We start from the raw sequence: 11946 nt of genomic DNA on the forward strand, positions 1-11946 counted from the left end.
ACGGCTTATGCCTTCTCGTCCTCGTCCGCGACGGTATCGGCGAGACACTGCTCAAGCCGAGGCGGATGTTGTTGCGCGCGTGCGTGCCCTGCCCGACTGTCCGCGGGTCGAGCTCGAAGCGGAGTGGCGGCGGCTCTACCGCAGCGAGCCGCCAAGGATCAGCCGCGATCTCTTGATGCGCGGAATCGCCTATCGGTGCCAGGAGCTTGAACATGGCGGTCTCGGTAAGACGACACGCCGCAAGCTCAAGACGCTGGCGAAGACATTACGGAAAACGGGCCGAATGGCTCCAGATCCCGGCCTCTCTTTGAAGCCGGGTGCTCGGCTCATTCGCGAGTGGCATGGCCGCACACACACCGTCACGGTAACGGAGGACGGCTTCGAGTATGCGGGCACGACCTACTCGTCCCTCACAAAGGTTGCCAAGACGATCACAGGGGCCCGTTGGTCTGGCCCCCGCTTCTTCGGTCTTTTGCGGGCCCGGACAAGTCCTGCGAAGGGAGCCGGCGATGCCTAAGTCGAGAGGGCCGATACGGCGCCCTTCTAGGCGGCTCCGCTGCGCCATCTACACGCGCAAGTCCTCGGATGAAGGTCTGGAGCAGGCCTTCAATTCGCTCGATGCCCAGCGGGAGGCCTGCGCGGCCTTTGTGCTGTCCCAGAAGCACGAAGGCTGGTCCGTCTTGCCTGCATTGTATGACGACGGCGGTTACTCAGGCGGGACTCTGGACCGCCCTGCCCTGCAACGGCTTCTCGCTGACATCGCCGACGGCAAAGTGGACGTAGTGGTCGTCTACAAGATCGACCGTTTGACGCGTTCACTATTCGACTTCGCCAAGATCGTGGAGGTCTTCGAAGCGCGAGGCGTCTCCTTCGTCTCGATCACGCAGCAGTTCAACACCACCACGAGTATGGGACGCCTGACCCTCAACGTCCTCCTGTCCTTCGCCCAGTTCGAGCGGGAGGTGGCCGGCGAACGAATCCGCGACAAGATCGCCGCATCGAAGAAGAAGGGCATGTGGATGGGCGGCCTGCCGCCGCTCGGCTACGATGTCCGTGACCGGAAGCTCGTCGTCAACAAAGAGGAGGCCCGCACTGTCATTCATGTCTTCGTTCGTTACGTCGCGCTCCGGTCGGTGCGCACCCTCAAGGCTGAACTCGATGCCGCGGGTATCCGAAGCAAACGGCGCACCTTCGCGGACGGAAGGGTCTACGGCGGCCACAAGCTCTCCCGTGGCGCCCTCTACCTCATGCTGCAGAACCGGATCTATCGCGGCGAGATCACGCACAAAGGCAATGCTTACCCAGGAGAGCACAAGCCTATCGTGGACCAAGCCCTTTGGGACAAAGCCCAGACTGTCCTTTCCCAGAACCGGGTGAACCGGACCACAGGCACGGACACAAAGTACCCTAGCCTCTTGGCGGGGCTGGCCTTCGACGACAGCGGCGAGCGGCTGACGCCTACGCATGCCGTGAAGAAGGGCACGCGCTATCGGTATTACGTCTCGAAGGCACTCATCACGCGAGCTGCTGCGGACCATTCACACGGACGGCGGATCCCCGCCGGTAATCTGGAGGCCCTGGTCATTGGCAGGCTCCGCGACTTCCTCGCCGATCAAGGCGCAATCCTGAGTGCGATCAGCGACGTCGAGCAAAATGGGGCACAGCAAAAGTGGCTCATAGCTCGTGGCCGTCAGATCTCGGAGGAGCTACCAACGCTGGCTCCGGATGCCGTCAGATCGATGCTCCTGACCCTCGTCAACCGGGTCGATATCAGCTCCGAGCACATTGGGATTACGGTTCGTCGGCATGGACTTCACGCGCTACTCCAAGCGCAGTCCCTAGACACATGCTTGGAGGCCTCACCCCCTGCCAGCCATCCCGGCGACACTCTGAACCTCAAGGTCAAGGCGCGGCTTCAACGCGTCGGCCGTGAGATGAAACTGGTTGTCCACGACGCAGACGACCGAGTGCAAGCTGATCCAGGCTTGCTTCGCATCATTGCCCGCGCGCATGACTTCCAGGAGAGACTTCAGCAAGACCCCGATCTCACGGTGCCGGCCATCGCCAGCCAGGAGCGCCTAACTATCGGCTATCTGTCGCGTCTGCTGCGGCTTCCGTCGCTGGCACCCGATATCGTGACGGCCATTATCAATGGCAAACACCCACCTCAGCTCAGTGCCAAGCAGCTCATGCGGTCGGCCCTCAAGCTCCCTACCGACTGGGCCGAACAGCGGACCCTGCTGGGATTCTAGGACACGCAGGCGCGAAGCTTCCTTACATCCCGCCGATGCTTCCCCCTCGAAGCCGCCGGAAATGTTGACCCCAAAATGCCCCTCAAGAGACTTCCGCCACGGAAGCGGCCCTCGTTCCCCACAAAGACGTCTCTGCCGCTCGAGTGCACACTGTGAGGCGGGGCAAAGGCGCGGGAAACGGCGCAAAAAGCGGAGGTTCCGTGAAACGCGCGTGAAACACGTTTTATCGTTCTATATCAATGATTTAGTGTGGCTGGGGCGCCAGGATTCGAACCTGGGATCACGAGACCAAAACCCGTTGCCTTACCGCTTGGCCACGCCCCATCGCGCACTATTGGAGACCGCTCCATAGCCCGGCGAGCAAAGCGATACAACACGCGGCTCTTTCGTCTGGGGCGGAGCGGGCTGCCGTCCTACCAGCATCGGGCGCGTTCGGCAATGGAGCGGCCGCTAGGGGTGCGAAAAACTTTCCCCGCGACCGCCCGACTCCTTGTTGCGAGCGGGTCCCGCGCCGTCTATATACGGTCCCTCTTCAAGCCAATTCATTTGGTCAAGGCGGAGTGTAGCGCAGCCTGGTAGCGCACCTCGTTCGGGACGAGGGGGTCGCAGGTTCAAATCCTGCCACTCCGACCAGTGAATCAATGGGTTAGCTTTTCCAGAAAAGCTCCTTGCCCGCAAACGATCGCGCATCAACGCGCACAAAAAAGAGCACGGCCGCCGAAACGGCTAGGCCAACAACGCGCAACGCACGTCCTCAGTCGTGTTCGATGAAATCGTCGGCTTGAGGTGCCACCCGGAGCGTACCGGCGTCGTCTTCCCACAGGGAAAGCCCCATCACGGCGCCGTTGTCCGCACGCCAGGCGGCGATGCACATATGGGCACCACACCGCACCTCCGGCATGCCCTTCCGGCCGGAACCGTCATCCATCGGATGCCAGCCATAGCGCAGCAACGCCTTGCGAAAGGTCTCGTAGGGCGTCAGCGCCGACGTCGGGAAATCCTGCGCGGCCGCGCCGCCCGCGGCAAGCACCATCGCCAAGACCAGGATCCGCATGCGATGATCCTCCCAAGTGGGGACGCTACCTCGAGTCGGGACACAGATACAGGCCCTCAAGCTGCCGCTAGGCGATAGGGCACAAAAAGAAGCCCGTCCTCCACCGGCACCGGGCCGGCGAAGGACGCCGCTCGTCCTAGCGCTTGAGGGGCTCCAGCGCCGCCGCCGTCTTGGCCAGCCGCGCAAGGTTGAGGAACTCGCTGCGATATCCGTACCGGTCCGCGCCGCGTGCGCCCTCGGCCAGCGCAATCGCATCGTCGATCGACCAGCCGCCCGTATAGCGCCCGCCCTTCAGCACCTGACCGAAGCCGGCCACCGCCGCCGCGAAGCGGGCGTCCGCGTCGGCTGCCTGGACAGAGGCCGTCTCGTCGGCGCGGGTCACGGGCGTGGTGACCAGCGTGCTCTTGTCGCCGCCCGGCTCTTTGTAGCGGATCTTCACGAAGGCGAGTTCGCCGGTCGCCGCCCCGTCCTTCCTCGCCGTGGCGCTGTCTCCGGACTCGTATCGCAGGTCGTCCACGAGCCGGGCGCCCGAGCCCGCGGGGACGATCTCGTAGAGCGCCGTCACGGTATGCCCTGCCCCGATCTCGCCCGCGTCGACCTTGTCGTTGTTGAAGTCCTCGCGGTTGAGAACCCGGGTCTCGTAGCCGATCAGCCTGTATTCGGACACTGCGGCCGGATTGAACTCGACCTGGATCTTGACGTCCTTCGCGATGGTCTGGAGCGTCCCGCCCGCATCGTCGACCAGGACCTTCCGCGCCTCGTTGAGCGTATCGATATAGCTGGCGTTGCCGTTTCCGTTCTGCGCAAGCGCCTGCATCAGCGCGTCGTTGTAGTTGCCCGCGCCGAATCCAAGCACGGAGAGCGAGACGCCCTTCTCGCGCTCCCGCGCCACGAAGTCCTTCAGGGTTTCGGTGTCCGAGATGCCCACGTTGAAATCGCCGTCGGTGGCGAGGATCACACGGTTGACGCCCTCGACCTTGTTGGCTTCGGCGAGCGCGTAAGCCTGGCGAATCCCCTCCCCGCCCGCGGTGAAGCCCCGCGCCGAGAGTTTGTCGAGCGCGGCGAGGATCTTCGCGGAGTCCGACACCTTGGTCGGCTCGAGCGCGGTCCCGGCCGACCCGGCATAGGTGACGATGGACACGGTGTCCTCCGGGTCAAGCGACGTCAGCAGCAGCTTGAAGGCGTTGCGCAGAAGCGGCAGCTTGTTCGGTGCCTGCATCGACCCGGACGTATCGATCAGGAATACGAGATTGGCGCGGGGCTGTTCGCCCGCGGGCGGCGCGTAGCCCTTGATGCCGATCCTCATCAGCTTGGTCTCGGCGTTCCAGGGCGTCGGCATGACGGAGACGTTCGCCTTGAACGGTGTCGCCGCGCTGTCGGGGCCCGCATAGTCGTACGGGAAGTAATTGACGAGTTCCTCCACGCGAACCGAATCCGGCGCGGGCAGCACGCCCTGGTTCAGCCGGGCGCGCATATAGGCGTAGGACGCCGTATCCACGTCGATCGAGAAGGTGGAGACCGGATCCTCCTTGACCACCTTGACCGGGTTCAGGTCGAAGGCCTCGAAGCGATCGCGCCCCTGGTCGCGGTATTGCGGCGCGGGGACATCCGCTCGCGGAGACGCCGCGTAGCGCGCGCCGAGGTTGGACAGGTCCGCACTGCCGACAAGGACACCCTGCGGCCCACGCGCTAGCGGCGCGGGCTGCATATCCGGGGCAAGGCCCCCGGCGATCCGCGCACGCTCTCCGGACGGCGCCGGCAAGGCCCGCATCGCGGGGGCCGGTGGCGCCGCCGCCACGCTGTCCTGGGCAGCTGGTGCGTCGGCCTCGCGGTTTGCAGTCGCCTTCGACGCAGGCCCTTCCGTCACCGGCAAGGCATCGGTAAACGTCTTCGTATCCTGGCGCGCGGCTTCGCCGCGGACGCCGGCGCCTCGTCCGCAGGGCGGAACAGGTCGGGCCGGAGGGAATGGGTGGACAACACAGCCAGGGTCAGCACCGCGAGGCTCGCGCCACCGGCCAGAACCGGCGCCCAGTTTCGATTTGAAGGCTTCAATGCAGTCATGATCGCACTCCAGATTGCCGACGGCCCCATGCCGTCGCTGGAGATAGGACGCGGCTGCGTTGCCGTTCCTTGGGACGCTGCCTTGCTTTTTTCCTGAAACCGCGCCATCGCCAGCTTGAGCGCCGCCTGCCGCGCCTCGGGGTCGGGCGTGGGCGCATCGCTCTGCAAGGCGTCTCTCAGGCTTTCGAACTCGTCGGTCATCTCTCTTCGTCCGCCATCTGCTTCAGTCTCTTGCGCAGTTCGTGCATGCGCCAGGAGACGGTCGATTCCTTCACGCCAAGGACGGCCGCCACCTCTGCGTGGCTGAGCTGCTGGGCCAGAACGAGGACCGCCGTTTCCCGTATGTCGTCGGACAGGCATCCCAGCGTCTTCCAGACCCAATCCAGTTGGCTCGCGCGATCGGCATCGGCGCCGCGGCGCAATGCATCGACGTCGGCGAAGTTCGCCAGGACCCGCTGCCCGGCTGCCCGGCGCCGCGCCCAGTCCCGGCAGGCATTCACGACGATGCGGTAGAGCCAGGTGCTGAATCGCGCCTCGCTCCGAAACGAGCCGAGCCGGTCGGCAAGGGCGACGCAGATGTCCTGCGCGACATCCTCAGCGTCCGCCCGGGTTCCGACGAACCGATAGGCCAGCCGGAAGATGCCGTCATAGTGCCGCTCCAAGAGCATGCGGAAGCCTCGGCATCTCCTGCCGCGGCCCGCTCTGCCAGTTCGTTATCCCCGGTCGGCATGCGCATTTCGGAAGGTTGGACGAAGCTCGCGCCCGATTCCTTGGCGGGGTTCGAAATTTTTTTCGAGGGCCCCAACCGTGTCAGGGCGTCTGCGCGACCTCCCAGGTCTCGTCGGGAGAGAAGGATTCGATCTCGCCCGCAATCTCGAGCGTATCCTCGCCGAGATCCTTCTCGAGCACCTCGCTGTCGCGATTGACCATGAAGGTCATGATGCCGGAATTGCCGTACTCGGCGGGGAAAGCGACCAAGGCGAAACCGCCGGTCATGCGGCCGTCCACGACATAGTCCTGCGCGCCGCCTTCGGCTTCCTCGCCTTGGCTCTTGAGGATGCGAAAATAATACCCGTGATAGGGGATCGGTTTGATGCCGTCGGGCTCGTAGCCCTCTTCGGTGATCTCGACGAACTTCTTCGAAAGCGGGCTTTCCGCCTCGCCGTCTTTCGTGGGCCAGTACAAGCCGTCCTTCTTGTCCGGCGTGCTCACGATGCGTTGCGCATATGCGGGCGGCGTCGCGCCGTCCGGATTGAGGGCCGCATATTTCTCCTGTGCGTCCACATAGCCGCGCGCGGCCTCGATCGCGGAGAGTTCGTTGCGGCCGATACGCCGTATGAGGATCTCCTCGAGGCGGCCTCGGTGTCGAACTCCCATTTCCCGTCGTCCGTCTTCACCACCGGGATCGGAAAAGGCCAATCGTCGTCGCCCAGAAGGAGGACGACGAAGTCATCGTCCTCGGCCTCAAATTTGTGCCCCTTGTCGTAGGCGGCCATGAACCCTTTTCGCGCGTTCTTGTCCGCAACCTCGTCGCCGGAGCTGATGACGTCCTGACCGTCCGGCCCGAGGATCTCAAGTAGCTTATAGGTACTGTCCTCACGGGCCGCCTCGACCAGCGCTGCGACCGCGGCTTCGGGACTGTCGAATTGTTGTTCCGCCCACGCCGGGGTCCCGAGAACGAGGAGCGTTGCGCCGAACAATGCGTGGCTCAAGTGTCGAACTAACGGCATGCCATCCACCAATCTTGGTTGTCGCTCATTGCTTTGAATTCAGGTTCAGCGGCGCCGACCGCCCCCGGCGCGGCGTCCGCCGCCGCCATGTCCTCTCGAAATCTGCCGACCTCCGGCGCTGGCATGCCCACGGGCCGAAGCCGCCCGCGCGCGGCTGCCGCTGTCCTTCTTGAACGCATTTCCGCTGGGCCGGCTTTGGGGCCGTTTGGCAGCAGGTTTCGAGGCCGCCGGTTTCTTGGCCACTGGCTTCTTGGCCGGCGTCCGCGCTTGCAGATTGGCTTGACGGTTCCCGCCGCCCGGGCGGTCGCCGCCACCGACCTTGGGACGATTGCCGTCGCCTGCGCCGGGCCTGCTGCCCCCACCCGGTTTCTTGAGACCGGCCTCAATGTCACCAACGGATGGACGCGCGTTGCCGCCGCCTGGGCGGTTGACACCACCCGGACGGCCGTCGGCACCCCCCGGCCTCTTGTCGCCGAGATTGCCGCCAGGACCTCCTCCGCCACCGCCAGGACGCTTGAGTCCTGCTTCGATATCGCCAACGGTCGGCCGTCCGCCGGGACGGTTGGCGCCACCTGGACGATTGGCGCCGCCTGGACGATCGATACCATCGGGACGATTGGCACCGCCGGGACGATCGACGCCGCCGGGACGATTTGCGCCGCCGGGGCGCCTGTCACCGAGATTGGCCTGACGGTTGCCGGCGTTGTTGCCAATATTGTTCCGGTTGGCCTGGTTGCTCGAAAATCTGTTCTGAACGTTCGTGTTGTTGTACTGGACGCCCCGCCGGTGAGCGCTGTTGTGCTGCCATTTCTGGGCGTTGACGTTGTTCCGGTTGATCGTGTTGCCGCTGAAATTGCGGTTCACGTTGACGTTGATGTCGTCCCTGCCCCAATCGAAGCCATTGCCCCAAATCGCGTTGCCGACGGCGTAACCGGCGCTCCAAACGAGACCAGTCGCGAGTGCGCTGCCGATGGCGTAGCCAGCCGGCGGCGGGAAGTAATAGGGCTGATAGCTCGGATAGGGCCAGGAGCCGTATGCGACCGACGGCTCGTAGTACGGCACGTAGATCTTCTCTGGATCGGTCGGCTGGATCGCGATGACCTCTTGGGTCTGCTCTCCGCTTCCGGACGATGTCGCGCCGCCCGACGACGAGCCATCGCCGTTCTGCACGACCGTCTGCGTCACGGTCACGGTCTGCTGGGGATTGGATTCAAGAGTCCCGTTCTCTTTCGCGCGGGCCCGCAAGGCCTGTACGGCGGCCATCACGTCGGCCTGCTGCGCCAATACCGCGTCGCCGAGCTTCTGGGTCCAATCCAGATCCTTGTTCATCATCTCAAGAGCGTCCGGCACCGCGACGAGATCTTTGATGCTGTCGTCCCAATCCTCCTTCGCCAGCGCCGTCTGAAGCGCATCGCCCTTGAGGTCCTTGTTCTTCTGGTACCAGCGGTCGGCCTGAACCACCTCCAAGGGGTAGGTCGACGCGATCAGGACGTTGGCCAGAAGCGGATCGGAATAAAGCGCGATAGGCGCCACGAGCTGCTCGAGTTCGGCCTCGCCGAGAAGCGTGTCTTGCGCGGCACCGTCCGAGGACGCGTCCTCATCGGAGGCGTCAGCTTCGGCGGGCGCTGCGTCTTGCTGCGGCGCGGCGGCGGCATCGCTCTCGGTATCCTGCGCAAAGGCCGTCCCCTGCATCCCGAGGACAAACGCGAGAGCCGCTGTCATCATGAAGAAACGCATCGTCCTACCCATCGTCGTTGTCGCTGCTCTTTCCGGTTCAAACCGGACCTAAGGGGCCCCGTTCAGATTGTAAATCACCTTTTGCGCCTGCCATGCGCCGCCGGCATCCTTGGCCATGAGCACCATCTGCTTGCCGGTCTTGGTCGTGCCGTCCTTGAACGTCCATTCCATGGCGGTGGTAACGACGGCGAGGTCTCCGCGCCCTTCGAAGGTCCAATCGGACGGCCTGAACGCCTTGAGATTGGCGAGGTCGGCCTGAACGAATTTGCGGATCTTTTCGAGGCCTTCGATGCGCGGATGATTCGGCGGCATCAACACCGCGTCCTTTGTCCAAAACGCCGACCAGACAGGCCAATCCGCAGCCCCAAGGGCCTCCGACGCCGTCATGAAGGCTTTCTTGATCGCCGTTGTCTCGGCCTCGGAGAGCTTGGAGCCCTCCTCCATCGTCTCCGCCTTAACGGAGGTAACCAGCGGCGGCGCCCCCGTGGCCAGAAGCACGGCGACGATTGCGAACGCGATCCTGCCGGAGCGGCGGAAGTGCATGGACGGTTCCTTTCCCAGACGTGGCTTCTTGAGGCTGGCCCGCTAGTAGGCCGCACCGTTTATGACGAAAACGCGGCGGAAGACCAGAGGTTGCACGAACTCTACACGAAGAGTGCGACGCGCTGAACAAACCAGACCGCCGCCAATGAGCCGATGCCGTAGCCGAGGGCCGTCCGCAGCCATGGGCGTCGAAGGACAGGAGCCGGCGCAACACCGCGCCGGCCCCCAGAACCGCGAAGACGAAGAGAAGCTGGCCTGCCTCCACGCCGAGATTGAACGTGAGCAAGGCCAGCGGCACGTCCGATTGCGGCAGACCGATCTCCTTGAGCGCGCCGCCGAAGCCCAAGCCGTGCAGAAGCCCGAACGCGAAGGCGACGAGCCATGGCACGCGCTTGGTGAGGTCCGTCTCGGGCCCGGTCTGGCGCACGACTTCGGCCGCGACGAACATGATGCTGAGGGCGATGACCGCTTCGACCGGGGCTTGCGGAATTTGGGCCCAGCCCAGCGCCGCGAGGACGAGCGTGATGCTGTGCGCCACCGTAAAGGCCGTGATGACCTTGACCAGCATCCACACGTCGCGGACGAGCAGCAGTAGCGCCAGAACGAAGAGCAAGTGATCGATGCCGAGCAGAATGTGCTCCACACCCAGCAGGAAATAGGTGCGGGCCGTCTCGACCCAGGTCGGCGCCGCGGCGACTGTGAAGGACGGTCTGTCGGGCGTCAGCCGCGCGGCCTGGACCGACCCGTCCTCGGACTCACGCGCACGACGACATCGGTGAACGTGCCGGACAGCCCAGCAACGGCAATATCGCGGTCGGCGAGTCCGCCCGGACACCGCACCGCTCGATGGTCCAGGAACGCGGTGCCCGCATGTTCGGTCCGCTTTGGCGCCGTGTCGGTGCAGCCGGAGGGCAGGCGCACATGGAGTCCGAGGCGCCTGTCGCCGCGCGCAGGCACCTTGAACCGCACGTCGTAGGTCTCCACGCCGGTTTGCCGGATCTCCAGGAAGCCTGGACGCAGCTCGTGAGCCTCAGCGCCCCCCTGCAGCACGAGGGCCAACACGAACGCTGCAAGGACCCGGATCACTTCGCCTGATCCTTTCCAGGTTCGGACGGTGTCGCGGCAGGCAGGACGACCTCATATTCCGCGCGCAGTCGTTCGTAGGCTTGTGCCTGGTGCTCCTGCCGTTTCAGATTGCGCCAGTCGCGGAGCACCGCCGCCCGCACCTCGTCGAGCTTCGGGTCGTAGCCGTCTTCGCGCTTGTCGACGCGGACGAGATGCAGGCCGAACGGCGAGCGGACCGGTCCCGTCCAGTCGCCCGGCGGCGCAGCGACAAGGCTTTCGCGAAGGCAGCGCCAAGGTCCCGCTCGATCGCCCGCAAGGGGGAGAGCGCCATGTCCTTCGGCAGCAGCGTGGGATCGCCGAGGTCCGCGGGATCTCCCCCGGCCTTCAAGTCCTCAAGCAACTCGGCGGCGCGGCGATCGGCGTCCCCTTCGTCCGACTTCGGATTGATGAAGACCTGCTCGAACGCCAGCTTCGGATCGACGCGATAGGCGTCCTTCCGGCTGTCGAGATAAGCCTGAAGCGCCACGTCGTCGGCGGCCAGCACGTCCTCGCCGGGTTCGGAAAGGAACTCCATCTTCTGCTGCATGCGGCGGCGGATCAGCGTGTCGTCGCGGTCGAGACCAAACTTGACCGCTTCCCGGTAATAGACCTCTTCCTTGACATAGGCGTCGAGGAGTCCGCGCAGTTCCTGCGGCGTCGGCGGACGCTGCCAGGTCCTGGCGAACACCTCGGCCAGTTGCCGCGCCCGGCCCTCCGTCACGACGATACGGTCGCGTGTGTCCGGTTCGCCGTCGGCGAGGAGCGCATAGGCCGCGAACACCGCCGCCCCGATCAAAATAAAATGCACGAGCGGTTCGCGCGCCAGCCGCGAAATCAAACGCATCGGATCAGCCTGACGCTCCCTTGGCCCGTCGCGAGGACTGCGCGTGCGCATCGACAGGCAGGTTCCGCAAGACGGCACGCGCGCGCGCCTGCTTGTCCGCCGGACCATAGACGCGAACCAAGCCAGCCGTCTCGGCGACATCGAAGCTGAGGGCGCCCGCGTTCAATGCACGGATGACTTCGCTTTCGGTCACAAGCACCGCATCGCCTTTCTTGGGACCATCCACATGGACGGAAACCGCGAAGCGGCCATCCGCCGTTGCGTAGTGGGTCCATAGCATGGTGTCGAGCAGGACGACCGTAAACCCAAGGCTGGATTCAGCGGCCGGTCCGAGGGCCTCCCCCAGCTTCCGCAAATCCACGGTGATGCGTTGATACGCGAATAGCTCCTTGGCGCGCCGCGCAGGTCTCGGCGGCAGCAACCCCGTGTTCTGCGCCTGCCAGACGGCACTCCGCACATAGAGCGACTTCGGATACACGAAGTTCATGACGCCGCGCGCCACGTCGCTGGGATTGTGATAAACGCAAGCAAGCGCGCCGCCGCCAGCATACAGGATGCCGGCCGCGAACACGGCGGCGACGGCCTTGGTACTGGGGTTGCGCGCGCGCCGCGGTTCCATGC

12 protein-coding genes, 2 tRNA genes and 2 pseudogenes are annotated in these 11946 nt (G+C 64.8%); 3 read left to right on the top strand and 13 right to left on the bottom strand.

All coding sequences use genetic code 11. From position 1 onward, the window contains the following. Positions 1–79 precede the first annotated feature (79 nt). Together AUC68_RS02865 and AUC68_RS02870 are read left to right on the top strand one after the other, a co-directional pair. Positions 80–517 (top strand): DUF2924 domain-containing protein, encoded by a 438-nt coding sequence (locus tag AUC68_RS02865; protein ID WP_244500360.1) that lies wholly within the window; start codon positions 80–82, stop codon positions 515–517. Then, positions 510–2252, top strand: a complete 1743-nt coding sequence (locus tag AUC68_RS02870; protein WP_069436270.1) for a recombinase family protein — start codon at positions 510–512, stop codon at positions 2250–2252. The genes AUC68_RS02865 and AUC68_RS02870 overlap by 8 nt, the downstream gene beginning before the upstream one ends. Before the next feature lie 250 nt (positions 2253–2502). Here AUC68_RS02870 and AUC68_RS02875 read toward each other — a convergent pair. Further along, positions 2503–2576, bottom strand: a tRNA-Gln gene (locus AUC68_RS02875). A 232-nt stretch (positions 2577–2808) separates the two neighbouring features. Between AUC68_RS02875 and AUC68_RS02880 the strand changes: the two genes are divergently transcribed. Beyond that, positions 2809–2885 (top strand) — tRNA-Pro (locus AUC68_RS02880). 121 nt (positions 2886–3006) lie between these two features. Here the strand turns inward: AUC68_RS02880 and AUC68_RS02885 are convergent. From AUC68_RS02885 to AUC68_RS02930, 12 genes and pseudogenes are all read right to left on the bottom strand, one after another. Beyond that, a complete protein-coding gene (locus AUC68_RS02885) occupies positions 3007–3306 on the bottom strand; it encodes a hypothetical protein (RefSeq protein ID WP_069436271.1) in 300 nt (99 codons plus the stop codon). A 136-nt stretch (positions 3307–3442) separates the two neighbouring features. Further along, complete coding sequence (locus AUC68_RS02890; protein ID WP_069436272.1) at positions 3443–5173, bottom strand: vWA domain-containing protein; 1731 nt, start codon at positions 5171–5173, stop codon at positions 3443–3445. Beyond that, the gene (locus AUC68_RS02895) at positions 5170–5568 is read right to left on the bottom strand and encodes a hypothetical protein (RefSeq protein ID WP_069436273.1); all 399 of its coding nucleotides are present in this window, start codon (positions 5566–5568) and stop codon (positions 5170–5172) included. Before AUC68_RS02895 ends, AUC68_RS02890 begins: the two co-directional genes overlap by 4 nt. Beyond that, positions 5565–6035 (bottom strand): RNA polymerase sigma factor, encoded by a 471-nt coding sequence (locus AUC68_RS02900; RefSeq protein WP_083240345.1) that lies wholly within the window; start codon positions 6033–6035, stop codon positions 5565–5567. Before AUC68_RS02900 ends, AUC68_RS02895 begins: the two co-directional genes overlap by 4 nt. 142 nt (positions 6036–6177) lie before the next feature. Beyond that, positions 6178–7097 (bottom strand): annotated as a pseudogene (locus AUC68_RS02905) (DUF2950 domain-containing protein). Positions 7098–7142: 45 nt separating this feature from the next. Beyond that, positions 7143–8822: a DUF3300 domain-containing protein gene (locus AUC68_RS02910; RefSeq protein ID WP_158008212.1), complete on the bottom strand. Its 1680-nt coding sequence runs from the start codon at positions 8820–8822 to the stop codon at positions 7143–7145. 60 nt (positions 8823–8882) lie between these two features. Next, positions 8883–9278 carry a YybH family protein gene (locus AUC68_RS02915; protein ID WP_244500361.1) on the bottom strand — a complete coding sequence of 132 codons (396 nt, stop codon included), beginning with the start codon at positions 9276–9278 and terminating at the stop codon, positions 8883–8885. A gap of 10 nt (positions 9279–9288) precedes the next feature. Beyond that, on the bottom strand, positions 9289–10020 hold the full coding sequence (locus AUC68_RS17395) for a HupE/UreJ family protein (RefSeq protein WP_244500362.1): 732 nt from the start codon (positions 10018–10020) through the stop codon (positions 9289–9291). Positions 10021–10097: 77 nt separating this feature from the next. Then, on the bottom strand, positions 10098–10463 hold the full coding sequence (locus AUC68_RS17400) for a hypothetical protein (protein WP_244500363.1): 366 nt from the start codon (positions 10461–10463) through the stop codon (positions 10098–10100). Further along, positions 10460–10663, bottom strand: a pseudogene (locus AUC68_RS18535) (peptidyl-prolyl cis-trans isomerase); the annotation flags it as partial. The pseudogene AUC68_RS18535 and the gene AUC68_RS17400, both read right to left, overlap by 4 nt. Continuing rightward, entirely contained in the window at positions 10567–11325 is a 759-nt protein-coding gene (locus AUC68_RS17405) for a hypothetical protein (protein ID WP_083240347.1), read from the bottom strand. The pseudogene AUC68_RS18535 and the gene AUC68_RS17405, both read right to left, overlap by 97 nt. Positions 11326–11329: 4 nt before the next feature. Then, positions 11330–11944: a hypothetical protein gene (locus tag AUC68_RS02930; RefSeq protein ID WP_069436276.1), complete on the bottom strand. Its 615-nt coding sequence runs from the start codon at positions 11942–11944 to the stop codon at positions 11330–11332. Between the last annotated feature and the right edge of the window lie 2 nt (positions 11945–11946).

This window comes from Methyloceanibacter methanicus (assembly GCF_001723285.1).
Lineage (GTDB): Bacteria > Pseudomonadota > Alphaproteobacteria > Rhizobiales > Methyloligellaceae > Methyloceanibacter > Methyloceanibacter methanicus.